General features: G+C 64.2%; 21 protein-coding genes and 1 tRNA gene. 9 read left to right on the top strand and 13 right to left on the bottom strand.

Annotated elements, in window-relative coordinates; all coding sequences use genetic code 11:
- From NT151_12985 to NT151_12955, 7 genes are all read right to left on the bottom strand, one after another.
- Positions 1–364, bottom strand: a 364-nt coding sequence (locus tag NT151_12985) for a tetratricopeptide repeat protein (GenBank protein MCX6539829.1), incomplete at its 3' end; no start/stop codon positions are given.
- A gap of 524 nt (positions 365–888) precedes the next feature.
- The gene (locus tag NT151_12980) at positions 889–1,131 is read right to left on the bottom strand and encodes a DUF433 domain-containing protein (protein ID MCX6539828.1); all 243 of its coding nucleotides are present in this window, start codon (positions 1,129–1,131) and stop codon (positions 889–891) included.
- A gap of 729 nt (positions 1,132–1,860) precedes the next feature.
- Positions 1,861–3,417, bottom strand: coding sequence for a hypothetical protein (locus NT151_12975; GenBank protein MCX6539827.1), 1,557 nt, complete (start codon positions 3,415–3,417; stop codon positions 1,861–1,863).
- A gap of 465 nt (positions 3,418–3,882) precedes the next feature.
- Positions 3,883–4,203 carry a DUF5615 family PIN-like protein gene (locus NT151_12970; GenBank protein MCX6539826.1) on the bottom strand — a complete coding sequence of 107 codons (321 nt, stop codon included), beginning with the start codon at positions 4,201–4,203 and terminating at the stop codon, positions 3,883–3,885.
- On the bottom strand, positions 4,187–4,411 hold the full coding sequence (locus tag NT151_12965) for a DUF433 domain-containing protein (GenBank protein MCX6539825.1): 225 nt from the start codon (positions 4,409–4,411) through the stop codon (positions 4,187–4,189). Before NT151_12965 ends, NT151_12970 begins: the two co-directional genes overlap by 17 nt.
- Positions 4,412–4,765: 354 nt before the next feature.
- Positions 4,766–4,854: transfer RNA gene (locus tag NT151_12960), tRNA-Leu, on the bottom strand.
- Positions 4,855–4,926: 72 nt separating this feature from the next.
- Complete coding sequence (locus NT151_12955; GenBank protein MCX6539824.1) at positions 4,927–6,126, bottom strand: ATP-binding protein; 1,200 nt, start codon at positions 6,124–6,126, stop codon at positions 4,927–4,929.
- A 738-nt stretch (positions 6,127–6,864) separates the two neighbouring features.
- Here NT151_12955 and NT151_12950 point away from each other — a divergent pair.
- Positions 6,865–7,431, top strand: coding sequence for a CarD family transcriptional regulator (locus NT151_12950; GenBank protein MCX6539823.1), 567 nt, complete (start codon positions 6,865–6,867; stop codon positions 7,429–7,431).
- A 106-nt stretch (positions 7,432–7,537) separates the two neighbouring features.
- Positions 7,538–9,769 (top strand): VWA domain-containing protein, encoded by a 2,232-nt coding sequence (locus NT151_12945; GenBank protein MCX6539822.1) that lies wholly within the window; start codon positions 7,538–7,540, stop codon positions 9,767–9,769.
- A 38-nt stretch (positions 9,770–9,807) separates the two neighbouring features.
- On the opposite strand, the gene NT151_12940 is transcribed toward NT151_12945, so the two are convergent.
- Together NT151_12940 and NT151_12935 are read right to left on the bottom strand one after the other, a co-directional pair.
- Positions 9,808–10,896, bottom strand: coding sequence for a hypothetical protein (locus tag NT151_12940; GenBank protein ID MCX6539821.1), 1,089 nt, complete (start codon positions 10,894–10,896; stop codon positions 9,808–9,810).
- A 90-nt stretch (positions 10,897–10,986) separates the two neighbouring features.
- Positions 10,987–13,074 carry an oligopeptide transporter, OPT family gene (locus NT151_12935; protein ID MCX6539820.1) on the bottom strand — a complete coding sequence of 696 codons (2,088 nt, stop codon included), beginning with the start codon at positions 13,072–13,074 and terminating at the stop codon, positions 10,987–10,989.
- 232 nt (positions 13,075–13,306) lie between these two features.
- Between NT151_12935 and NT151_12930 the strand changes: the two genes are divergently transcribed.
- From NT151_12930 to NT151_12915, 4 genes are read left to right on the top strand one after another with little or no spacing between them, the layout of a single operon-like run.
- Positions 13,307–16,138, top strand: coding sequence for a prolyl oligopeptidase family serine peptidase (locus NT151_12930; protein ID MCX6539819.1), 2,832 nt, complete (start codon positions 13,307–13,309; stop codon positions 16,136–16,138).
- A 1-nt stretch (position 16,139) separates the two neighbouring features.
- The gene (gene moaC, locus NT151_12925) at positions 16,140–16,640 is read left to right on the top strand and encodes a cyclic pyranopterin monophosphate synthase MoaC (GenBank protein ID MCX6539818.1); all 501 of its coding nucleotides are present in this window, start codon (positions 16,140–16,142) and stop codon (positions 16,638–16,640) included.
- A gap of 2 nt (positions 16,641–16,642) precedes the next feature.
- The gene (locus NT151_12920) at positions 16,643–17,617 is read left to right on the top strand and encodes a D-2-hydroxyacid dehydrogenase (GenBank protein ID MCX6539817.1); all 975 of its coding nucleotides are present in this window, start codon (positions 16,643–16,645) and stop codon (positions 17,615–17,617) included.
- A gap of 54 nt (positions 17,618–17,671) precedes the next feature.
- The gene (locus tag NT151_12915; protein MCX6539816.1) at positions 17,672–19,531 is read left to right on the top strand and encodes a long-chain fatty acid--CoA ligase; all 1,860 of its coding nucleotides are present in this window, start codon (positions 17,672–17,674) and stop codon (positions 19,529–19,531) included.
- Here NT151_12915 and lepB read toward each other — a convergent pair.
- The 3 genes from lepB to NT151_12900 form a co-directional block, all read right to left on the bottom strand.
- Positions 19,528–20,040 (bottom strand): signal peptidase I, encoded by a 513-nt coding sequence (gene lepB / locus NT151_12910; protein MCX6539815.1) that lies wholly within the window; start codon positions 20,038–20,040, stop codon positions 19,528–19,530. The two genes, NT151_12915 and lepB, sit on opposite strands and share 4 nt — an antisense overlap.
- Before the next feature lie 107 nt (positions 20,041–20,147).
- Complete coding sequence (locus tag NT151_12905) at positions 20,148–20,921, bottom strand: LytTR family DNA-binding domain-containing protein (GenBank protein ID MCX6539814.1); 774 nt, start codon at positions 20,919–20,921, stop codon at positions 20,148–20,150.
- Positions 20,918–22,234 (bottom strand): histidine kinase, encoded by a 1,317-nt coding sequence (locus NT151_12900; GenBank protein MCX6539813.1) that lies wholly within the window; start codon positions 22,232–22,234, stop codon positions 20,918–20,920. Before NT151_12900 ends, NT151_12905 begins: the two co-directional genes overlap by 4 nt.
- 205 nt (positions 22,235–22,439) lie before the next feature.
- On the opposite strand from NT151_12900, the gene NT151_12895 reads away from it, so the two are divergent.
- From NT151_12895 to NT151_12885, 3 genes are read left to right on the top strand one after another with little or no spacing between them, the layout of a single operon-like run.
- A complete protein-coding gene (locus NT151_12895) occupies positions 22,440–22,877 on the top strand; it encodes an NADH-quinone oxidoreductase subunit I (protein ID MCX6539812.1) in 438 nt (145 codons plus the stop codon).
- Positions 22,878–22,890: 13 nt separating this feature from the next.
- The gene (locus NT151_12890; GenBank protein MCX6539811.1) at positions 22,891–23,646 is read left to right on the top strand and encodes a hypothetical protein; all 756 of its coding nucleotides are present in this window, start codon (positions 22,891–22,893) and stop codon (positions 23,644–23,646) included.
- A gap of 28 nt (positions 23,647–23,674) precedes the next feature.
- The gene (locus NT151_12885; GenBank protein ID MCX6539810.1) at positions 23,675–24,379 is read left to right on the top strand and encodes a methyltransferase domain-containing protein; all 705 of its coding nucleotides are present in this window, start codon (positions 23,675–23,677) and stop codon (positions 24,377–24,379) included.
- Here the strand turns inward: NT151_12885 and NT151_12880 are convergent.
- Positions 24,372–25,529, bottom strand: coding sequence for a hypothetical protein (locus NT151_12880; GenBank protein ID MCX6539809.1), 1,158 nt, complete (start codon positions 25,527–25,529; stop codon positions 24,372–24,374). The genes NT151_12885 and NT151_12880 overlap by 8 nt on opposite strands.
- Positions 25,530–25,548 lie beyond the last annotated feature (19 nt).

Raw genomic sequence — 25,548 nt, 5'->3', positions numbered from 1 at the left:
ACAAGAAGCCCAAGCTGACCTGCGCCCCCGCGTCTCCCTGCGCGGCAGCCTTGCGGTACCACGCCACCGCCTGTGCGTCGTTTTTCGGCACGCCTTGACCAGCCTCGCACATTACGCCCAGGGCGAACTGCGCCGTCGCGTCTCCCTGCTCGGCCGCCCTGCGGAACCATGCCACAGCCTGCCCGTAGTCCTGAGGCACACCTACGCCGTTGTAGTATCTAAAGCCCAGATTGTTCTGTGCCTCGGCGTCCCCCAGTTCGGCCTTGTGGCGCAACTCCTTGACTGCCTGGTCTTCCTGCGTGCTGGGTTTCGCGACGACGGCGGGCTTCGGTTGCTGCGCCGTCTGCGCCGACGTGCTTGGCACATCGCTCAGGAATACCAACCCAAATGCGCCCGTTGCCAGGAGAGCAGCACGCGTCGGAAAGTGGCGAACTCGTTTCAAGAATGGGACAGGAGACATAGAGGCCCTGCCAATTCGCTGGATGAGTGTTCAGGGCGACAGAAGGGGGCGAGCGCATTCTACCGCAGTCGACCGACCAGGGATTAGGAACGGGGAAGTCCAAGAAGTTTTGCATGAAGGTAATGGCGGAACGCCGCGCGGATGCAGAGCGGGGCGACGTGGAAGCACAACATTATCTTGCGTTGCTGTACTACAGCGGAATCTATACGCCGTGCGACTATGCGGAGGCGTGCCCGGTGTGTACTTCCGGATGTCAGAGAAGTCCAGATCCTGGGTGACGAGAAAACGTTGGCCTGCTTGGGCGGCTTGCCACACGACGGCGTCGTTTCTCCCGGCGATGCGTTCAGCTGGCACGGTGTCGATGTCGTGCCCCAGTTCAGCAAGCACCGAAACGAGTCGAGTGGGCAGATTCTCGTCAAGCTTGATCCTCATCGCACGTGGGCCTCGGCGACGGGCAGATCCTCTTGCGCAGACGCGGCAGCGAAGGCGATAGCCGCACGGACGTCCTGCTCTGTGAGCGTCGGAAAGTCCTTCAGGATCTCGTCAACAGTCGCGCCCTCGGCCAGGCTCGCGAGGACGGTGCGGAGTGGCACCCTGGTACCTTTGACGACGGCTTCCCCTCCGGCGACACGTGGACTCCGCTCGATTCTGTCGTGGTAGTTGAGAGCCATTGTTTACCTCTGTCCCATTGTACCGCAGTCGCTTCGCGTGGCGCAGGCCGGCTCGCGTGCCGATTGGCGTGTGTCCGCGTCCCGCCTCGGCGGGACAGCCTTCGGATGACAGCTGGCTTGCCAGCCCCAGCTCAACAGAAGCAGGCGCGAGATGAGGTTGAGCGGGAGGTCCGCCTTCGCGGCGGTTCGGTTCGAATCGATCCTCCCACCGCTTCGGCGAGACAGCCTTCGCTGGTATCAGCTGGCTTGCCAAGCCGAAGCTCAACCGAAGGAGGTGTTGTCCGTCGGCCGTGCTCAGGGTGCCCCTCGACTTACTTGCTGTCGATCGGGCGCTCGGGACACCATTCGACTCGCGACAGGGCCTGCCATGAGCGAGCTTCGCGGCATGACGAGATCAGGCCGTGAGGCGAGTCGAATGGTGCCGGAGGAGGGAATCGAACCCACACGGGGGGTGAACCCCACGGGATTTTGAGTGACTTCCACAGGACTCAAAACAGGCCAGAATCGACAAGAACTTGGTAAAGTGCTGAGCAAATCAGCAACTGAAGGCAACCCAAGTACACTCACGTACACAGGTTTGTGCCACAAAAAATGCCACAATGCTGTTGGCCTGCGCGTCGTTCTCGCTCTTGAAGGCCAGCTGTTGTGGAAAGTGGATTCGGCGCCGACAAACGCCGTGGCGCATCGGATGATCTGCGCATGGCAAGTTCGCCCATTGTGTTCCGCCGGTCAGCGGCTCGAAGCCGACTGAATCCCGCCGCTTGCGACAGCGCTTGCCGTCTGGAGCGCCTCCGCCACAAGAGCGGGCGGGGCACCCAGCAGGCGCAACAGGGCGATAGCGTTTCGGGACGGCGCGATCCCCGGACGAAGGAGGTAGTCGAAGTCCAACCGATCCGCTGAAATGCGGTCTCCAAAATGGTAGCTGGCGAAGCGGTCATCTATGACCGCCACAAGTTCGAGGTCGTGCGTGGCGGCCATCACAAGACAGCGGTGGTGGGGCACGGCTTTCTCACTGGCCGCCAAGTGACCGTACACAGCGGCGCTCGCGCCGATCCGGTCGGCAGAATTCGTCCCACGGAACAGCTCGTCGAATAAGCACAACATCACGTCGCTAGACGCCGCCTGGCGGAGAATCGACACAACCGTCTCCGCTTCTCGCTGGTACAGGCTCTTGCCAGCTTCAAGATCATCGGTAGGACTGATGCACGTTCGTACCGTCAGCCACGGCGTTCGGTAGGCGGACGCGAATACGGTAGCAACGGTCTGCGCCAACACGGCGTTCACGCCGACGCTGCGAAGGAATGTGGACTTGCCGGTCATGTTCCCGCCCGTCAGGATCACGCCTGCCGGAGGTCCCAACGTTACCGAGTTCGGGACGCACGGCGTTACGAGCGGGTGGCGCAGATCGCATGCCTCGATCGGGCAGGTCGAATCCGAAAACACCGGCCGTGTCCACTCCGCCGCACCTGCTCTCACCGACGCGACGCTGATAGCGGCTTCCAAGTCACCCAGCGTCTCCGCGATCTCTCGGAGTTCGTGCCGGCAGCGACGGAGTTGGCGCAATCCCAGAATCAGGATGTTGCCGTCGATACAGAACAGGAAGCTGAGATACTCCCAGAGCAGGCTGGCAAGGTCCGTTCGGCCGGGGTCTCGCCCCAGCAATCCAGCGAGCGTCGCCAAAGTCGCGACGGCTGGCAGGCGGTTCACCAGGAGAGCGGTTGTCGGTTCGGATGCCGGTTCGCACTCCGGCACACGCCGGGCTGCTCGCACGATCTGGCTAACGCTGCGGAAAGGAACGTCCCACGGATACATTCGCCACGCGATGCGTGATCGCATCCATACGCCGATGAGGATAGCTGGAATGGTGATACCGAGATAGGCGGGTATCAGGAGTGTCACGGCGAGAACCGTGGCCATTCCTATAGCGAACGTGGGACATGCCACCAACATCCACCAAGGTAGCGCCTCCGGCGCATCAAGTGCCAGGGCCCACACCGTGGCATCGTGCTTCTCGGTGACGGTGGCCAGGGCCATCTGGATCGCCTGCCGGGCTGACTCGTCCAGCCGATAACGTTCTACGGTGGCGCTGAATCCGGTGACATCACGAAGATTCCCATCGGTGCGCCGGAGCCGGTGATACAGGCGTTCACGTCCCAGCGCGCTCTCATTCCGGTCAAGAAACCGGAAGACAGCATCAAGGTTCAGATCGGCCCATGTCGTATCGTCCAGCGAATCGCTCGGTTGTTGGTTCCGATGAAAGTGGTAGACGCCGACCCCATCCGTCACGCTCGAAGTTCTTGGTCGTCCCCATTCGGACTGCAACCTGGACCGCGTTCGCCTCAGTTGCCGCCTATGCTGAAACTCGGAGAGGCACCAAAGGCCAACAGCAATGGCGAGGGTGATCCCGACCCCGATTCCGACCTGCATAGCTCCGGTCATAGGTACTTCATCATCGTGCCGTGACTCAACAACACGGTACGATTCCGTCGCAAGTCTATCGGAGGTATCGGGTTCAGTGAAAGGGCAGGGCACCGGAGAGCACCAGCGCTCCCGGTGCCCCCGCCGATTGCGGTGCCGAACCGACTTCGCGAATGAAGCGTCTTAAGCCTGGCCCCCATCTGCTCACCATCGAGGCATCAATCGGCGGCAGGCGTGCCAAGCGAGAAATCAGATTCTCGGTGCAGTAGCAAGTGCGACGGAGTGGGACCACGTGGGCGACGAGTGGAATTCGGCGCCGGCCGACGTCGCCTGCTAGCTGCCGACGTGCCGCACCGCTCCCGGAAGCAGTTCGGCAAGCGCGACTAACACCAAGTCGATGATCGGCAGCAGATCTGCCATGCGATTCGAGCGCGCGTGGATGACGACGACGCCGAAGGGAAGTCCCTCCAGGCGTTGCTGAAACTGGAGGTTGCTGTCCATCGTGATGAACGCGTCGATGTGCCCGGCGGCGCGACGGAGAAGTTCACCGTTCTTCAGGCCCGACCACCCAAGCCCTTGAATGGTCGCAACTTCGTGTCCGGTCAGCGCCGGCACCAGATCGTGCGGGAGATTCTCGTCAAGCAGTGCGCGCACGAGCGAGCACCGTGTCGCGCGCAAGTTCGATGGCAGCAATTGCCTGTTCGCGCTTTACCGACGGAAACTGGTGGAGGAATTCATCGAGTGTGTCGCCGGCCTCAAGGTAGTCGAAGAGCGACTTGGCCGGGACCCGCGTGCCGACGAATACGGGCGTGCCGCCGAGGATGTCGGGATCTGTATGGACCACTTCCAGAATCGGAGTCATGGATTTTACCCGTTCCCTGGGGAGAGTATAGCCCCAGTTTCGGCGGTCCGGATCGAACTCCTCCTGCCGCCGCCGTGGCGGGACAGCCTTCGCGCCTTCGCTCTTCGAGCTTCGGCGGCGCAGGCGCTCGTCGGCTGGCTTGCCAAGCCGTAGCTCAACCGAGGGGGGTGCCCCTCGACTTGCTTCCTGACGATCGTGCGCTCGGGACACCATTCGACTCGCGACAGGGCCTGCCATGAGCGAGGCTGCGTATGGTGCCCCTCGACTTGACCGCTGTCGAGCGGGCGCTCGGGACACCACTCGACTCAGTCGAATGGCCTGCCACGAGCGAAGGAGCGGAGCGACTGAGTCGAGTGGTGCCGGAGGAGGGAATCGAACCCACACGGGGGGTGAACCCCACGGGATTTTGAGTCCCGCGCGTCTGCCAGTTTCGCCACTCCGGCACATGAAGGATGGAGTCGCAGACGAGGCAAAAAGTATAACACGCTGGCCCGGGCCTACGATGCGGGCTGCGGCTATGAACACGCGAACCAGGGCCGCACGACGTGACCCTCGCGCACGTGGGGCTTCTCGCCGCCGCCGTACACGAGGACGCCACGTTTCCCGTTGTTACGCGGCAGGCTCAGCCAATACCCCAGTCCCGCGAAGAAGTCGCGCGCAATCGTCGTACCCGACTTGATCTCAACGGGAATCAGGCGGCCGCCGAGATCGATCACGAGATCGACCTCGTGGCCGGTCTTGTCGCGCCAGAAGAACAAAGGTGGCTCCTGTCCGATGGCAGCAAACACCTTGAAGAGTTCCGAGACGACGAAGGTCTCGAAAATGGCTCCGCGGAGCGGATGGGTCGCCACCTCAGCATCGCGTGTAATCCGGAGCAGGTAACACAGCAGTCCCGAATCCAGGAAGTACAGCTTCGGACTCTTGATCAGACGCTTCGAGAAATTCGCATGGTGGGGCTGAAGCAGATGCACGAGTCCGCTTGCGACGAGCACCGAGAGCCAGCGTCGGGCGGTCGGCTGTGCGACACCGGCGTCAGAGCCGAGAGACGACAGATTCAGTAGTTGTCCTGACCGGCCGGCGCATAGCCGGACGAAGCGGCCGAACAGCTCGATGTCGCCAATCGCCAGCAAGTCCCGCACATCGCGTTCCACATAGGTGCGATAGTACGAAGCCATCCAATCGGCTGCATCGACTCCCGTTTCGTGTACGGCTGGGTAGAGGCCCTGGCGCAGAATCCAGTCCAGGTTGAACCGTGGCAATGCACGATTGGGCTTCGCTTGATCGAGGTGGGTCACGTCCAACTGAGACACTTCAGTCAGTTCAGCCAGACTGAACGGCGGAAGGGTGACGATGGCCACGCGGCCGGCCAGGGTCTGGGTGACGCTGCGCAACAGCAAGAACTGTTGCGAGCCTGTCAGGATGAATCGACCGGGCTTTCTGTCTTCGTCGATGATGCCCTGCAGGTACGAGAAGAGCTTCGGCGCACGCTGAACCTCGTCGAGCACGGCACCGGCGGGGAATCGGGCCAGGAACCCGCGAGGATCGGCCGCCGCAAACTCGCGCTGGTCGGGATCCTCAAGGGACACGTACGGGTGAGAGGGAAACGTGGCACGCGCCAAGGTGGTCTTGCCGGACTGGCGCGGTCCGCCGAGATAGACCGCGGGGAACGAAGATGCGAGGCTGCGCAATTTCGGCGTGAGAGCCCTGCGCTTCATGGGGAAAGTCTACGCGGCTGACGAGGCCATGTCAAATTGAACATTGGATGTTCAATTTGGCCAAGGCGCTGGCCGGCCGGATGGGCATCGCGACGGAAGACCCGTGCTGTACTTCATGCACGCCTGCCAGTCGGCGTGGAAGGCCGCTGTCGGCGGGCTGGGCGCCTCTCGGGGTGGCTCGGGCCGGACCGGTTGCTGACGGTCCTCGGTCTGACTGTCACCAATCCGAGCATCACCCTGTGGCTGGCTCGGTCTGTGACGGGGTGCCGGGTGGATGTCACTGCTTAGCGGACTGTCCAGAAACTGGACAGTCAGTGCGAGGCCGGTCCATGACGAGGCGCCGTGGTGGACGTCACTGCTCAGCGGAGTGTCCATAAATTGGACAGTCAGGGGGCTGCCGGTCCCGAAAGGGAGATTCCGCTCCCTCCAGATGCAGGCATCCTGCTGCTGATGCTTAGGAACTCACAATACGTCCTCGTAATTGTGAGTTTCTGTAATCAGGAATAGGTAACTCATTGAGCGTCAAAGGGTTGGCGAATCGGGCTCGCCTCACGCTGACCCGGCGTTCGGGCGGCAGCACACTGGTCGGTCGCAGTATAAGCAAACATACAGCGAAAACGCGGCGTATTTCGTGTGTTTTCCGTTGTCCGATTGCAGAAACCGGCGTATAATGGCTCTGTTGCAGGTGCCTCAGGCCCTCTGACCTACCCAATTACTCCTAAGAAGTGAGGGAACCCAGTGACATTCGAAATCGGCGACAAGGTCATCTACCCGAATCACGGACTTGGCATTGTCGAACGGATCGAAGAGAAGACCATCCTGGGCACAACCTGCGGCTTCTATCATCTGCGGATTGCCGCCAACGACACGACGGTGCTCGTTCCACTGGCGAATGTGGACGGCGTCGGGTTGCGGCGCGCAATCGACGATGGCGAGGTCGACCGGTTGTTCAAATTGCTCGGCGATGGGAAGATCGACGCCCAGCAGAACTGGAAAGGCCGCTTCAAGGACAACTCCGAGAAGATGCGCACGGGGTCCATCTACGATGTGGCTGACGTGCTCAAGAGCCTTTCCCTGCTCAGTAAGTCGAAGAGTCTCTCGTTCCGCGAAAAGCGCATGCTCGATCGCGCCCGATTCCTCATCATCACGGAAGTCTCCGAGGTGGTGCAGGAAGTAGCGACGGCGATTGAAAGTCGCCTCGACTTCGCCCTCAACAAGTGCATCGCTGTCCGCGCCCGCAATCTCGAGAAGGCGAAGGCGACCAAGGTGCCGGTCAAGCCGGCGGTCCGCGCCCGGGCGTCGTAGGCTCGTTCGTCGTACGGTTCCATTTCGTCAAGCAGGCCCGATCCGGTACGCCCGGGTCGGGCTTTTTCTCTTATGATGCAGGGATGCGCCTGAATCGGGGTGTGTCATGACCATTGATCGCGCGTCGCGGCGTCGTTGGATCGGCAGCTTCGTGCGCGTGGCGACTGCCGCTGCCGTCGTCAGCGTCGGGGCGGGGCTGGCGGTGGAGTGGCGGGCCGGCGCGCAAACCATCGGCCAGGGCGAAAGCCAGACCGCGCGGCAGTCCGACAGCCAGCAGCCCCCCCAGGGGCAGCAACCCCAGCGCCCGGTATTCCGCACCGGCGCGAACGCGGTGCGCGTCGATGTCTTCGCGACCAAGAGCGGCGTGCCGGTCGAGGACCTTACCGCCGACGATTTCGAGGTGCTCGAAGACAACGCTCCGCAGAAGGTGGACGCGTTCGAGCACATTAAGATTCAGAGCAGCGGGGTGCCGGCGACGCGAGTTGAGCCGCGGAACGTCCGCGAGGCGAACCAGATGGCGGCCGATCCGCGCGCCCGGTTGTTCGTGCTGTTCCTCGACACGTACCACGTCCACCAGACGGCCTCGCACAATGTGACGCGGCCGCTCATGAACCTGCTCAATCGTCTGGTGGGCGATGAGGACCTGATTGCCGTGATGTCGCCCGAGATGGCGGCATCCGACATCATGTTCACGCGCCGCACGGACAAGATCGCGCAAATGCTCGCCAGCTTCCGGTGGTGGGGCCAGCGCGGGCGCGAGGGCTTTACCGACGACCCCATGGAACAGCAGTACATGAACTGCTATCCGCCGCAGGTGGGGGAGGGCGCCACGTCATCGATCGCGCAGGAGATGATCGAGCGCCGCCGCGAGAAGAACACGCTTGATGCGCTCGTGGATCTCGTCCGTCATCTTCATGGCATCCGGGAAGAGCGCAAGGCGATTCTGCTGGTCAGCGAGGGATGGCGGCTGTTCCGCCCAGACCCGAGCATGATGTCGGCCAGCACCCGCCCGCCCACCATGGGCGTCGGGGCTGATGGACGGCTTGGCAATGTCGATCGGTACAACCCGGGTGGCGTAAGCCGCGCGGTCTGCGACCAGGATCGCGTAATGCTCTCGGGCATCGACGATGACCGGCGTTTTCGCGACATCATGGACGAAGCCAATCGCGCCAACGCGAGTTTCTATCCGATCGAGCCGCGCGGCTTGCCCGTGTTCGACAATGACATCGGCCCGAATCCTCCGCCCACAATCTCCGACGATTTCACGATGCTCCAGGGCCGGCACGATACGCTCCTGACCATTGCCAACAACACGGATGGCATGGCGGTGATCAACTCCAACGACATCGACAGCGGTCTTAAACGCGTCGTGTCCGATCTGTCGTCCTACTACCTGCTGGGCTACACATCGACCAACTCGAAACTCGACGGCAAGTTTCGCGCAATCAAGGTGCGCGTGAAGCGACCCGGTGTGGAAGTGCGCGCCCGGCGGGGGTACAAGGCGCCAACCCAGGAGGAGGCCGCGGCCATGACGGCGACAGCGGCTGCGCCGGTGGTCGACGAAGCCACTGCGGCCATCAGCAAGACGATTGCGACGCTCGAAGGGTCGACGCGCGAGGCGCCCCTGCGCGTGTCGGTGAGTCCGGGCTGGTGGGCGCCCGCCGGCGATCCCTCGAAGGCCAAGCCCGCTGGTGCCGAACCCGCACTGTGGATCATGGGGGAGGTCGACACCCGATCGAAGACCGGCGAGGACTGGAGCCAGGGCGGCGAGGCCGACGTCGCGATCACGGGCAAGGACGGCTCGACGGTTGTTCGATATACGGTGCCGATTTCTGCCGGATCGGGCCGATTCCTCACGCGCTTTCCACGGACCCTCGATGACGTGTGGCTCGACCCCGGCAGTTACGCGGTGCGCGTGCGCGTGACGCCGACGACGGGAGGTCTGCCTATCACGGATACGGCACATTTCGACGTGGCGTCGCCGGCCCGGTCGGATGTGCTGATGCTGGGCCAGCCGATCTACTTCAGGCGGGGAACCGCGGCGAGCGCACCCGAGAATCCGACTACCGACCCGCGCTTCCGGCGGACCGAGCGCATCGTCATTCAGATGTCTATGTCGCTTGTGCCCGACAAGGTGAGCGGCGAGCTGGTCAATCGCAGCGGCAAGACGATGGCGCTGCCGGTGAGCGCAACCGTGGTCGAGAAGGACGCCGTGCGCTGGGTGCGGTCGGAGTTGGCGCTGGCACCGCTGGCGGTGGGCGATTACGTGATCCGGATCACGACCGAGCGCGGCACCCAGAAGATCCAGATGCTCGCGCCGTTCCGGATTGTTCCCTGAGTCGGGGTTCGGGATTCGGGATTCGGGATTGGCAAATCCTACCGGCCGCCGGTGCTGAACGTCAGCGTCCAGGGCTTGAGCGCGCTGCCGTCGGGCGTGGAGATGCCATCGAGCAGTTCAATCTTCACGCGGCGGAAGCGCTCGAGCGGCCTGGTGAAGCTGATGACGAGCACCTGGTCCTTGGGCATGTAGATCGCGCCCACGTCCGGGTCGCGAGCCGGCGCCGCGCCAGCCGGGCCGGTCCCGAGGTAGGACGCTTGCACCTTCCCCACGAACGATTCCGCGTTCATCACGCGCGAGAACTGCACGCGCACGACCGTCTTCAGCGAGACGTCGGTTTCGTCTTCAATTGGCAGGCTGAAGGTGATCTCGGGCGGCGGCAACGCCGGCAGCGGCCCCGCGCGTTCAGCCGGCCCGGTCTCCGGTTCGCTCTCGCCTCGCTCGATGGCGTCGGCTTCGAGGTACACCAGATCCTTCTGCCGCCGCACGACTCCGCTCACGCGTAGCCACCGGCCGACGTCTTTCGGCGCAGCCGGATCAAGGTTGAAGTCAGGGCCCTGCGGTCTCCGCCCGACCACCCAGATAGACGAGGTGCCATTGCGGAGCACGAACTCCCATCTGTCATGGCCCGGCGCGGCGGGTTCGTCGCCAACCAGATTTCGTCCCCTGAACTGGCCCACCACCATGACGGCTTCGTTCTGAAACCGCTCGGGATCGAGCACCACTGCGTGGATGCTGGCCTGTCCAGACGGCGGGGTATAGTTTGCGGCCCGCTCCACACTCACCACGAGCCGTTCGCCTGGGCGTGGCCATTCGCGCCGGCCGCCGCCGCCGCTGACGACCGCATCCAGGCCGAACCGGGCAAGGCGCGGGTCGTTGGCCGGCAGTCGGCCCACATCGAAGAAGGTTCCGCGGACCTGGATGCGCTTGCCATCATTGGCGCCCGTCAGGCGGAGCAGGCGGATACGAGCGTCGGCAGAACTCTCGAGCCACGTATCGCCCCCGACGATCTTCACCGTGCCCTGCACGATGACCGTCCGGTTGTGGAAGAACGCCGGGTAGCGGATGAGCGCGACAAGCTGTGTCGCGTCCACTTGTACCGACGCTGTTGGCTGCTCGGTGGCCACCGCCGGTGTCAGTCCACAAACAACGAGGGACGCCGCGCACAGCGTGAGCAACGTCCCTCGGCAGAGCAGATAACGGACCACTGTCGGCGACTACATCACGGCGGTCGGCGGTGCGGGCTCGTCGGGAGTGCCGGCCTTCCGCAGGGGTATGAAGATCATGTAGACCGCCAGCACGGCGAAGACCGGGATCGCCAGGAGCCCCGCGATATTGTCGAGGCCCGGGATACCCGGGAACTCCTTGTTCGTGCTGAAGAAGACCACGGCCGCGATGATGAGCCCCATTATCGCTTCGCCCGCGATCAACCCCGATGCCGCCAACACGCCGGCATTCTCGACGCGCGCCTTCTGCGCCGCGTTGTAGTCGCGCCTGGCGGCCATCTTGTCGACGATGCCGCGGAGCATGCCGCCGATGAAGATGGCGAACGTCGTGCCGAGCGGCAGGTACATCCCGACCGAGAAGAGCATTGGGCTGCGCACCTTGATCAGGATGAGCGAGATGCCCATGGCGATGCCGACAATCACGAGGGGCCACGGCATGTCGCCGCCGACAATGCCTTGTGAGAGCGCCGCCATCAGGCCCGCCTGCGGCGCCGCCAGCACGCGGCCGCCGAGGCCGCCGCTCGCCACCTCGGAGTTGTGCAGCACGTAAATGGGGAAGAACATCACGAGGCCGGCCACCGCGACGCCAATCATGTCGCCCAGCTGCATCTTCCAGGGTGTGCCGCCCAGGATGTGCCCGACCTTGAGGTCCTGCAACATTTCGCCGGCCACGGCCGACGACACGCATACGACCGCGGCCACCGCCAGCACGGCCGCCACGCCTGCCGTGCCCTTCACGCCCACGATCACCATCGTCAACGCCGCGACAATCGTGGTGGCGAGGGTCAGGCCGGAGATCGGGTTGTTCGACGACCCGATCATGCCGACCAGATTGCCCGACACCGCTGCAAAGAAGAACCCGGTGATGAGCATGACGATGGCCGCGAAGATCGCGCCCGAAATCATGTTCGTGAAGTAGAAGTAGACCGCCGTCATCAGCAGGAACACGAGTGCGATGCCGAAGAGGACAACCTTGAATGAGAGGTCCTGCTGCGTGCGCTTGGTTGCGGCCGCGGCCACGGCCGACTTCTTCACATCCGCCACGCCGCGCTTGATGCCGAGGATGAGATTCTTCCGCATCTTGAAGAGCGTGTAGCAAGCGCCCACCAGCATGCCGCCGACCGCGATCGGGCGGACGATGAAGCGGTAGAGGTGGCCGACAAGGCCGCTCCAGTTCTGGACGCCCTCGGGCGACGTGTACTTGTCAATCAGGCTCGGCCCGAGGAAGAAGACGAGCAGCGGCACGAACAAGCCCCAGGCCAACAGGCCGCCGGCGAAGTTCAGCGCGCCCAGTTCGGGGCCGATGATGTAGCCGACGCCCATGTAGGCCGGCGTGACGGCCGGTGCCGCGATGGTGGTGAAGCCGCCGGCTGCGATCTCTCTGGCGTCCGTGCCGAGGCCCAGCTTGACCACGCTCTCCTTGAGCTTGCCCACCGCGAGTTCGAACGTGTTCCCCGAGAAGAAGATGCCCAGGCCGTCCTTGGTATCGACGTCGGTGCGTGAGATCAACCGGATGATCGCGCCAACGCCCATCGCCTGGAACAGCTGCAGGGCCGCGGCTGCCCCGCGCTGGCCGGCCTTGTGAATCTCGGCGGCGGCCACCGACTCGGGGAAGGGCAGGCCCTTGTCCTCGACCATCACGCGCCGGAGGATGGTGACAAACAGGATGCCCAGCATGCCGCCCAGCACCATCAGGGTCGAGGCCGTCAGGTACTCGGTGTACATGTTGGCCTTGTCGAACTTCCACAACCCGAGGATGACGAACGCCGGCATCGTGAAAATGGCGCCTGCCGCCACCGACTCACCGATTGAGCCGACGGTTCGGGCGAAGTTCTCTTCAAGGAGGCTGCCCTTCATCAGGCGGAGGACGGCCATCCCGATGACGGCCGCCGGGTAGGTGGCCGCAATGGTCATCCCGGCCCGGAGGCCGAGGTAGGCGTTGGCCGCTCCAAGGATGACGCACATGAGCAGGCCGAGAATCAGGGCGCGTACCGTGAACTCCCGCTGGTCGGAGTTGTCGGATACGAACGGCTTGAAGCCGTCATCGGGGGCGGTTTGTTTAGTCGGTTTCACACTCATGCGGCGCATCTTAGCATGACACTCAACTGCAACTGTTGATTCGAGCGCGGGGCCCGTCATTCCGGCAAACACGGGAATGCAGGACTGGACCCCGGCGAGAAAACGGATCTCACATCGAGGCAGAAAGAACTCCTTCGACGTCGATTGGGGTTGGAGGGCCGCGCAGGCGAAAACGAGACGGTGTACAGTAGGCCGGCGGACGTGGCCGGTGGATGCTCCCTGGAGGCGAATCGTGGGACGAACAGCGCTCAAACAGCTTGCGGCTCTTGTCATTCTCTATCTCGCGGTCGGACCGGTTCCGGTGCTGACCCAGTCGCCTTCGACACCAGCCCTGGCGCCCGTAAAGGCCGCGGACTACGGCAAGTGGGAGACGCTTGGCGGCGCCGTGCTCGCGGATAACGGGAAGTGGATGGCGGTGCCCATCACACGCGTGGAGGGCACGAGCGAACTGAACGTCTACCCCGTGCCGCAGGCCTCTGGCGCCACGCCCGCGAAGCCATGGCACGCGGCCGTCGAAGGGAGCGCGCCCGCATTTTCGGCCGATGCGCAGTGGCTGGCGTACCGGATCGGGTACTCCGAGGCCGATCGCGAGAAGATGCAGGACGACAAGAAGCCGGTTCGCGACAAGCTGGGCCTGGTTCGTCTGGATGCCGGCGCCGCCACTCCGGCCGAGCCCATCGTCGTGTCCGACATCACCCGATTCGCGTTCGCGCCCGCCGGGCCGTACCTCGCGATGCTGCGTTATCTGCCCGAAGGTGTGAAGCGCAAGGGCGCCGATCTGCTGGTGAGAAACCTCGTGACCGGCGGCGTCATGACATTTGGCAACGTGTCGGAGTTCACGTGGCAGGACGAAGGCCGGCTGCTGGCGCTCGTGATCGATGCCGAGGGCAAGGCCGGCAATGGCGTGCAGCTCTACGACCCGCAGACTGGCGGGTTGCGGTTGCTCGACTCGGGCGATGCCAGCTACACGGGCCTCACGTGGCGCGCGAAGAGCGACGACCTGGCCGTGTTCAAGTCGCGCACTGATGACGCTCGCGAGGAAGACACCAACACCGTGCTGGCGTGGCGCGGCCTTGCGGCGGCTGGCGAGAAACCGCCGCGGACCTACGATCAGGCTGCCGACAAGGTGTTTCCGCAGGATATGCGGATTGTGACGTTCCGGCGGCTGCAATGGTCGAAGGACGCCAAGACGCTCTACTTCGGCGTTCAGGAATGGGATCGCAAACCGGCGAAAGAAGGCGGCGACAAAGCCGGAGAGAAAGCCGGGGAGAAGAAGATTGTAAAGCCCGCAACCGTGGACGTGTGGCACACGAAAGACGAGCGCATCATCCCGATGCAGCGCGTGGACAAGAGCCGCGATCTTGAGCGGAACTACCTGTCGCTCTGGAACATCGACGGCGGGAAGTGGCTGCGCATCGGGACCGACAAGGACGAGCGCGTCGCGATCGTGGAGGGCGATCGATTCGCGACCGAGACCGATCGCAAGCCGTACATGTTCGACAACATGTTCGACCGGACCAGGCAGGACGTCTACCTCGTCGATCTGACGACGGGCGCACGCACGAAGGTCGTTGAAGGCGTGTGGTACTTCCAGGGCGACAGCCCGGCCGGCAATTACCTCCTGTATTTCAAGGGCGACCAGTACTGGACGTACGACATCCGGTCGGGCAAGGCGACCAACCTCACGGCGGCGCTCAAGACGAGCTGGACCGACCCGGACTACGACACCCCGGTTCGCGTGCAGAAACCGCCGTCGGGCGTCGGGGGCTGGCTGAAAGACGATGCGGCGGTCCTGCTGTATGACCAGCACGACATCTGGCGCGTGGCGCCGGACGGATCAGGTGGCGTCCGATTGACGCGTGGCGCCGAGGACTCGGTCGTGCACCGATACGTACGCCTCAACCGAGACGAGGAGTTCATCGATCCGGCTTCTCCGGTGTACGTGAGCCTCTATGGTCGCTGGTCGAAGAAGTTCGGCTACGCGCGCGTGCCGACCGCGGCGCTCTCCGCCGGGGCGGTGCCGGCCGTCGAACGGCTAGTGTGGTTCGACAAGAGCGTAGGGCGGCTCGCGAAGGCGAAGAAAGCCGATATCTATGCCTACGTCGTCCAGGACTTCGACGACTCGCCCGACTACATGGCGGGCGGGCCGACGCTCGCGGACGCCAGGCAGGTGACCGCCACCAACGCGTTCCAGGCGAAGTACGCGTGGGGCCGTTCGTCGCTGGTCGAGTACAAGAACGTGAAGGGGGAGCGACTCCAGGGAGCGTTGTACTATCCGGCCGGCTACGAGCCCGGGCGCAAGTACCCGATGATCGTGTACGTCTACGAGCGGCTGTCGCAGGGTGTCCATGGCTACGCGGTCCCGTCGGAGCGCTCGCCCTACAATGCGGCGGTCTTCACGGCCAACGGCTACTTCGTGCTCCAACCCGACATCGTGTTCCGGCCGCGCGATCCCGGCCTCGCGGCCGTCGATTGCGTGACTGCGGCCGTCAAGGCCGTGCTGGCCACGGGCGCCGTCGATCCGAAGCGCGTCGGGCTGGTCGGTCATTCGTGGGGCGGCTACGAGGCCAGCTTCATACCGACGCAGACCAACATATTTGCAGCGTCGATCGCAGGCGCCCCCATCACTGACTTCCTGAGCTTCTACGGCGCCATCCACTGGAATCAGGGATTGCCAGAGCCACAGCACTTCGAAACGGGGCAGGCCCGGATGGACGTGCCGTACTGGGTTGATCTGCAGGCCTACATCCGCAACTCGTCCACGCTGTTTATCAACAAGCTCGAGACGCCGATGATGATCTTCTTTGGCGACAAGGACGGGACCGTCGACTTCCGGCAGGGCGTCGAGATGTACAACTACGCGCGGCGTGCCGGCAAGCAACTGGTGATGCTGGTCTACGCGGGAGAGAATCACAGCGCGCGCGAGAAACCGAACCAGATTGACTACCACCGGCGCATCCTCCAGTGGTTCGATCACTACTTGAAGGGCGCGGTCGCCCCCGACTGGATCACGAAGGGCACGACTGTCATCGATGCCGAGAAGGCACAGAAGGCGGGGCGCTGACGTGCCGGCCACGAAGACGATCCGCCGGACCAAGAAGCTGTCGCACGTGGACGCCCGCGGGCGCGCCCGCATGGTGGATGTGAGCCAGAAACCGGCGACGGTGCGCGAGGCTTTGGCGCGCGGGTTCGTGAAGATGACTCCGGCGACGCTCAGGCTCATCGGCTCGGGCAGGATCGCCAAGGGCGATCCGCTGGGGGTCGCGCGGCTGGCCGGCATCATGGCCGCCAAGAAAACGTCCGAAATCATTCCGCTGTGCCATCCGCTGGCGATCAGCCACTGCGAGGTGGAGTTGCGCCGGCGCCGTACGGGATACCAGATCGAGGCTCGCGTGCAGACGGTGGGGCCGACCGGCGTGGAGATGGAGGCATTGACCGCGGTTGCGGCGGCGGCGCTGACGCTTTACGACATGGTGAAAGCCGTGGACCGTGCCGTCGTCATTGGCGACATCCTGCTGTTGGAGAAGCGCGGCGGCCGATCGGGCGTTTGGAAGCGCGGGGAATAAAGATGCAGGTTCTCGTCGCCATCTACAGCCCGAGTGAGGTGTGGACGATTCCGGCGTCGCAGGTCGACGTGCTGCGCCGGAGGTTTCCCGAAGTCGTGTTCTTGCACGCCCAGACCGACGCCGACGTGATTCGGCTGATCCCGGAGGCGGACGTCGCCTTCACCTCCGTGCTGACGCCGCAGGCTTTTGCGGTGGCGCACCGCCTGCGCTGGGTCCACAGCTCGGCCGCGGGCGTCGGCAGCATGCTGTTTCCCGCCATGCTGGCAAGTAAGGTCGTGATGACCAATTCGCGCGGCATGAGCGCGGCGTCGGTCGCGGAGCACACCATCGCGCTGATCCTGGCGGCGCTTCGACGGATTCCAGAGACGATCCGTGCGCAGGATGGGCGGCGCTGGATTCAGACTGAACTATCCGGCTTGCCGACGCTCGATGGACAGACGTTGGGCATTGTCGGCCTGGGTGCGATCGGGTGCCGGGTCGCCCGAATCGGTGCCGCGATAGGGATGAAAGTGATCGGTACCCGCCGCGAGACCGACTGGCCCGTGCCGGATGGGGTCGCCGAGGCGCTCGCACCGTCGGACCTTTCGCGCCTGCTTGAGCAATCCGACGTCGTCGTCTTGTCGGCGCCGCTCACAGCCGAGACGCGCGGGCTGATTGGCGCGCCAGAGCTTGCCCAGATGAAGCGCACCGCGTGGCTGGTCAACGTGGCGCGCGGGAAGCTCGTCCAGGAGGCGGCACTCATCGAGGCTCTGCGATCCGGGACGATTGCCGGTGCGGCGCTCGATGTGTTCGAGCACGAGCCGCTTGGTCCCGCCAGTTCGCTGTGGGCGATGCCGAACGTGCTCGTGACGCCCCACGTGGCCGGTTTCTGCGGAGACTACTGGGAGGCCGCCACCGATTTGTTCAGCGACAACTTACGGAGGTTTCTGGCGGGCCAGCCGCTCGTGAATCTGGTCGACAAAGGCGCCGGGTATTGACCGGCGCGCCGAACTGGTCTACGGTAAACACCTTACGGGCAAGAACGCTACTGCATGACCGCGCCATCAAGCGCATACGACGACGTTCGCACCCTCGCCGCCCTGCCGTTCTATGTCGCGGCTCGGTACGACAGGCCTGCGCACGTACGCCGGTGCGAGGGCGACCGGTTCGTTGAGCTGTCCAGCCGCGACATTCTCGAACAGATCCGCGCCTTCAGCCTCGGGTTGCAGGCGCTCGGCGTCCGCGCGGGCGATCGCATCGGCATCGTGTGCGAGAGCCGCCCTGAGTGGAGTCTGGCCGATCTGGCCATCCTGACGGCGCGGGCCATCACGGTTCCCGTATATCCGACGCTCTCGGCCACGCAGACGCGCTTCATCCTGAACGACGCGGGCGCCAGCGTGGCCATCGTCTCAGACGCCGTGCAGTTGGCGAAACTCCAGGAGGTCGCGGCCACGCTGCCGGGACTCCACTTGGTGATTGTCGTCGTCGCGCCGGAGCCTGTGCACGAATCGGCCGGTGGCGGACCGGCGATCCTGACGATGGCTGATGTCGTGGCGGACGGACGTCGCCAGCTGCAACAGGACCCCGGACTCGAGGCGCGATACGAGGCGCAGGCTCGCAGCGTCGTGCCCTCCGACATCGCGACCATCATCTACACATCGGGAACAACCGGCGCGCCGAAAGGCGTCGTGCTCACGCACGACAACATCATGTCGAACGTCGTCGCCACTAATGCCGTGCTTAAGATGAGCACCGACGATGTGGCGTTGTCGTTCCTGCCGCTCAGCCACACGTTCGAGCGTACGGCGACGTATATCTACCTGTTCGCCGGCGCATCGGTGGTGTTTGCGGAATCGCTGCAGACCGTCGCACGCGATCTCGCTCGCGTGGCTCCGACGGTCATGGCCGGCGCGCCGCGCGTGTTCGAGAAGTTCCATCACGCCGTTCTCGACAGCGTGGCCACGGCCACGCCGCTGAAGCGGCGCTTGTTCGGATGGGCGGTGGGCGTGGGGCGATCGATCAGCCAGGCCAGGTTCGACGGCCGGACGCCCTCGTTGCTTGCGATGATCCAGGCGCCGCTGGCAGATGCGTTGGTGTTGCGCAAGGTGCGGGCGAGGACCGGCGGACGCATCAGAGCGATGGTGTCGGGCAGCGCGCCGCTGGCGCGCACGACGGCGGAGTTCTTCTACGCGATCGGACTGCCGATTATCGAGGGCTACGGTCTGACCGAGAGCGCGCCTGTGATTACCGTCAATCCGCTGGACCGACCGCGGCTGGGGACCGTGGGCCGGGCCATCCCGGGCGTCGAGATCCGGATTGCCGACGATGGGGAGATACTCGTGCGTGGTCCGAACATCATGCGGGGGTATTACAACCGGCCGGCCGATACCGCCGCCGTGCTGGTCGACGGGTGGCTGCACACGGGCGACATCGGCCGGCTTGATGCGGATGAGTACCTGTCCATCACCGATCGCAAGAAGGACCTGATTGTCACGTCTGGGGGCAAGAATATCGCGCCGCAGCCCATCCAGATGCGGTTGAAGTCGAGCCCGCTGGTGTCAGACGCCATCATCATCGGCGATCGGCGCAAGTTCCCGGCCGCGTTGATCGTGCCAGACTTCGTCGCGGTCGAAGCGTCGCTCCGGGAGCACGGCGCGCCATCAGGCACGCGCGAACAACTGGCTGTACGTCCTGACGTGCAGGCGCTCTTCCAGCGGGTGCTCGATCAGATCAATCTGGAGTTGGCGCAGTTCGAGAAGATCAAGCGGTTTGCGCTGCTGCCATCAGAGATGACGATCGAAGGCGGCGAGCTGACGCCCACGCTGAAACTGCGCCGCTCCGTGGTCGAAGAGCGGTGGGCGGCTGTCATCGAGCAACTCTACGCGACCCGCGAGCCCGTGGCTTCTTCCTAGAACACCCTCGCGGCGGGGACGGGCCACCAGCGCACCTGCACCTTGCCGATGATGTACTTCTTCGGCACCAGGCCCCAGTGGCGGCTGTCGGAACTGTTGTTTCGGTGATCGCCCATCACGAAATAGTACCCCTCGGAAATCACCTGCGGACCCCAATCGTCGTGGCTCCGGAACTCCGAAAGCACGTAACTGTCGTCGAGGGGGATGTCGTTGACGTACACGCGGCCGTCGCTGATGCGGACGGTGTCGCCTTCCTCCGCGATCACGCGCTTGACGAACGACTTGTCCGGGTTGACGGGGTAGTAGAGCATGACGATGTCGCCACGACGGGGCGCGCTCATGCGGTAGACGAACTTGTTGACGATCAGGCGGTCCTGGTCGGCCAGCGTCGGCGCCATGCTCTGGCCCTCGACGCGTGCCACTTGGAATCCGAACGTCACAATCAGGGTGGCGTACACGGCCGCTGAGGCGAGCGTCCTGATCCACGCGAACAGTTCCTCGCGGAACATGGCGAGCTTGCCGGGCCCGGCCGGCCGCTGGCCGGGGACGGACGCCGGAGGCCAGACGGGGCCCGAAAACACCGGCGGGTCGATCGGCCGTGGGTCGTTGTAGAGATCTACAGTTTCAGGTATTCCCGAAGCCGTTTGGTCTGCGACCGGCTCACGGGAATCTCCGAACCCTTCGCGTCTCTCATCCTCAGCATGAAATTCCGGCTGAACCAAGGCACTATCTCCTTGATCTTGTTGATGTTGACCAGATGCGACCGGTGAACCCGCCAAAACACGTCAGGATCGAGGCGAGCCTGCAGCTCATCGAGCGTCCTATAGTTTGCCGTGCCGGAAGCCTGTCCGGTTGCAATATGAATTGTATCGCCTTCCACCGACGCGAAGATGATTTCTTCGGCCTGCACCAGCAGAAACCGGTCGTTTACCTTGACGGCGAGTTGGTGGCGCTGCCGCTGTCGATCCGCCACCATCCGCACCAGCCGTTCGAGTCCGTTGTCGCCGGCGGGGTCCGCGCTGACGCGCTGCCGGATCCGCTGGACCGCCAGCTCCAGCCTGGCCTTCTCGACCGGCTTGAGCAGGTAGTCGACCGCGTTCACGTCGAACGCGTCGATCGCGTACTGGTCGTAGGCCGTGACGAACACCACGTGCGACGGCGAGCGCTTCTCGATCAGCACCTGCGCGACCTCGAAGCCGGTCAGGCCGGGCATCTGGACGTCGAGAAACGCCACGTGCGGCTCGGCATCGCCGATGAGCGTGAGGGCGGTGACGCCGTTGTCGGCCTGGCCGACCACCTTGATGCCGTCCATGTGGTCCAGCAGAAAGCAGAGCTCTTCCCGGGCGGGCTGCTCATCATCGACGACTACGGCCTTGAGTTCCGGCGTCATGAGGTCACCCGATCCGGAACTGGTGCGACCGGCAGTTCGATGCGCGCCACCGTGCCGCGCCCGGGTTCGCTCGTAAGGGTCATCGTGAAGTTGGCGCCGTAGATCACCCGGAGCCGCTCGTTGACATTGCTCAGGCCGATGCCATCGGTCATCGCCGATCGCAAGCGCTCGTCCGACATCCCAAGACCATTGTCGTCGATTTCGATGATGGCCCTGCCGTTCTCGCGCCGCGTCCTGATGACGATACGGCCGCCGCCGATTTTCGGCGCGATGCCGTGCTTGATCGAATTCTCGATGAGCGGCTGCAGGATCATGCTCGGCACGAGCACGTCGAGCATGTCGGCCTGCAGCTGCTTCTCGACGGTCAACTGCGGGCCGAAGCGCACGACCTCGATGTCGAGGTATTCGTCGAGCGACGTCAGTTCTTCACGCAGCGGGATGAAGTGGTCCTGGCTGCGCAACCGCCGGCGCAGGATGTTGGACAGCTTGAAGATCAGCATCCGCGCGGTTTCCGGCTTCGTGCGGATGAGCGACGAGATCGAGGCGAGCGTGTTGAACAGGAAGTGCGGGTTGATCTGGCTCGACAGCGCGTCGATGCGAGCCCTGAGCAGCAGCTTGTCCTGTTCGTGCAGACGGTGCTCAATCCGCGCGTTGTTCCAGATCTTGAGCGGCGTGGCCACGCACAGCACCGTCATCACGAACACGACGGCGGCCGTCCACGGCGAGTCGGGCTCGAGACAGAACATCCTGAGCGGCCAGCGCCGGCCGAGCAGTTGGTGCAGCAGTTCCAGGCCAATTGGCGCCGAGAGCAGGACGACCTGCCATTCGAGGCCAATCGATCGGAGCATCCGCCACAGATAGCGGGGAAGGTCGGCGACGATGAACGGCGAGAACCGCCAGATCTCTTCCTTCGGACAGGCCTCGCGCAATCCGCCGCCCGCGAATCCGCAGCCCACGGCAAACGGCAGCGCGGCCCACTCGTAGTGCAGCAGCGCCGGCGTGCCGATCATCAGACCGACCAGCGCACCAGCCCAGGGGCCGGTGATGAGCCCGGCGAGAAACGCGCCCTCGAGCGTGAGGTCGGCGGCGTCGTAGTGCAGCAGGATGCGGGCCGTCACCCCGGCGGCGAGCGGAACGCCAAGGCCCACGGCAAAAAACAGCCGCGCCGGCCATTCCCGCCGCTCGCTGATGAGCAGGTCGCGGAACCGGTGATAGCGGACCAGCATCGTGGCCAGCACCGCCACGATCGCGACCCTCACGACCAGCGTCGTCAGCAGCTGTTGCGTCGACAGGAGATGTGCTTCCTGGACCACGGGTTACACGAGACAACTCACGAAGAGGACGCGGACTTCGCGCGTGGCACTTCGACTCGGATCGGGCTTGATATGCGGCAACGATACGACTATACCGGCCGCTCTCGGAGGCTGTCAAACCGCTGAGGATGAACGTGTTATGATGAATCGGCCTTTTCTTGGGGGCCCTCTCTGGCGCACCCCGGCGGGTGCGAAGGCAGGTCGAATGATTCGTCCGCTGATTGTCGGTTTCGCGACGACGCTGAAGCACATTTTCAAGAAACCCATCACCGTGAATTATCCGGACCAGAAGGTCCCGGTGTTTCCGAAATATCGTGGCAAACAGGTGTTGATGCGCGACGAGAACGGCCTCGAGAAATGTGTCGCATGCGGTCTGTGCGCGGTCGCGTGTCCGTCTGACGCCATCTACCTCGAGGCGGCCGAAAACGACGGGAGCGTCGCGGCCGGCCCGCGGTTCGCCAGCACGTATCAGATCCACAAGACGCGCTGCATCTTCTGCGGCTATTGCGAAGAGGCCTGCCCGGTGTCGGCCATCTTCATGGGCAAGGACTACGAGCTGGCCGTCTACAGCAAGAACGACTTCATCTGGGACAAGCAGGATCTGCTGGTGCCGGCCCAGGCGGCTCGCGCGGCGGGGCGCTAGCGACCGATCGGCCATGATATTGGGCGCTCTGGGCGACGTGCACGGCGATTTTGTGTCGGTCCGTGCGATTATGCACCGTCACCCCGACGTACGCTGCTGGGTGTCGGTGGGCGATCTCGCCGACGCCAGCGGCGTGTACGAGTCTCCACTCTCACCGCTCTACTGGATCAAGGGCAACAACGACAACCTCGAGTTCGTGGCCGGATTGGTGGCGGGCACGCTCGACCCGCTGCCAAATCTGCACTACATCCCCAACGGTATGGCGATTCAGGTCGGTCCCATCATCGTGGCGGGACTCGGCGGCACGATGGCGCCAACGTGGTACGATAGATTATCGGTTGATATCCCGCGTCCGAGGCTGGCGCCGTCACGGGGCGCCTTCCCGGCCATGGCGCGTGACGACAAGCGCCGGCACTTTCTCCGCGTCGAGGTGGATGCCCTGCGGGCGCTCGACCGCATCGATCTGTTCGTCTCGCACGAAGCGGCGAGACCGTTTTACATGGAGGTGCGCGGGCGCCGGCAGGATGTCGGCAAGACGCCGATCAACGAAGTGCTCGCCTCGGTCCGTCCGAAGATGCACCTGTCCGGACATCACCACGTCTATCACGACGACGTGCGGCAGGGTGTGCGGTCGATTGGACTGGGTCCGGTGGACGAGTCGTACCTGCTCATCGATCTCGACACCTGGAAGTACGAGCGCCTCGAGACATATCCGGCCAGCGTCGGCGCCGCTGGAGTGCTTGCCGGGAGTGGCCGAGCCACGCTATGATTTTCGGCGGTTATCGGAAAATATTGCCATGAGCTTATTCGACATTGACGGTCACCACGTCCATCAGGAACTGCTGACACACGGCGATGCTGCGGCACCGGCCTTATCGGCGACACCGGTCGAGAAGGCGTTCATGTCCGATGTGTACGCCAACATCGCGTCCTCGTACGACGTGTTCTTCGGACCCCCGCTTCATCCGGGACGCGTGCGCGCCATCGAACGGATGGACCTGCAGCCCGGTGATCGCGTGCTCGAAGTCGGCGTCGGAACGGGCATCAGCCTGCCGCTCTATCCGCGGCATGCGCACATCACGGCCATTGACTTCTCGGCGTCGATGCTGGAGAAGGCGCACGAGAAGGTGGCGAAGCACGACCTGACGCACGTCCGCCTGTGCGAGATGGACGCCAGCGCCATCCAGTTCCCGGACGACTCGTTCGACGTCGTGTACGCGCCCTACTTGATCAACTGCGTGCCCGATCCGATTACCGTGGCGCGCGAGATGCGCCGGGTCTGCCGGTCCGGTGGCCGAATCATGTTCCTGAATCACTTCCGGAGCGCCAATCCGGTGATGTCGACGATCGAGCGGTTCTTCACCCCGCTCACGCTGTACATCGGCTTCAAGGTCGACCTGGACCTGGAGGGGCTACTGCACCAGACGGGCCTCAAAGCCGTGTCGGCTGAGAAGGTCAACTTCCCCAAATCGCTGTGGCTGCTGGTGACGTGCGTCAAGTGACCGACGTCTGACCCCATTCAGTCTTCACTGCCGCCCGCGCAGGGGGGCCAGCTTGGAACTGCAGAATGTGTCGCGCGGCCTCGTCGGCGCCGTTAGTGGCGGGCCGGGTCGGCGGCGCAGGCTGCGCCAGCAGGCGATCGAGATGGGGCTGCCAGCGCCCCGAATAGAGATCGTCGTGATCGATGAACCGGCATCGCAGAAAACCGGGCATGGCCGCCACCATGACGTCGTACTCCACGAAATGGCCGCGAGAGGTGTAAAGCACCGCCGTGTCGTTGGCGAGGCATTCGGCCAGGATGCCGTACCCGGGCTTGGTGACGACGACGTCGGCGGCGCGCACGAGATCTTCGTAGCGCAGCCCGGCGGCATAGACGTCCGCGTCGTCGAGGAGCACGACGCGGTTGGGGAGGCTCCCCGCCAGTCCGAGCGCGTGCCCGGTGGTCACGACGGTGTAGCCATCCACGTGGGCGAGTGGTTCGAGATTCAGTCCCGCAATTCCGAGTCCACCGAACGAGGCGAGCACCATGCGGTCACCGTCTGGCACGCCGATCCTGGCGCGCACCTCTGATGGGTCGCGAGATGAGCACCGCGCCACAAACGGCACATCGACGACGGGGCAGCAGAACCCCTCGAAGCCACCCCACATCGGGAGGCGTACCACGAGCGACGCCAGGCCATGTGAACGCCTAATCGTCGGAACCAGATCCGGCGCGCCCGCCACGCCCTCCGGGTAGCCGGTGTAGATCCAGTCCCACGTGAAGTTACCCATCGCCACCGACGGGATGCCCGCCTTGTCGGCAGCGACAAACGCGAGCGGCGGCATGTCGGCCACGACCAGATCGACGCGTCGTTGGCGAAGGAACCTGGCTTCGTCCTCGGCCCGGCCGTCAAGGCCGGCGTAGAAGTGGGACGCTTCTCGAAACGTGCCCGGAATGTCGAGGTGCAGGCTGTCGGTCTGCAGGACACCGACGTCGCAGACGACGTGGTGGTATTCGGCCGCGGCGCGGAGCGTGACGTCGAAGAGCCACCTGGCGGCCGCGGTGCGGACGATGATGGTCGTCGATGGCGCCAGCGCCGCCACGGCGTTGATGACTTCGATCACCCGGGACGCGTGACCGAACCCGTGCCCGGAAATGTAGAACGCGATCACGCGTGCACCACGGGCTGTC

This window comes from Acidobacteriota bacterium (assembly GCA_026393675.1).
Lineage (GTDB): Bacteria > Acidobacteriota > Vicinamibacteria > Vicinamibacterales > JAKQTR01 > JBAXOX01.
The sequence above is the reverse complement of the archived record's forward strand: the minus strand, read 5'-3'. Positions and strand labels throughout refer to the sequence as shown.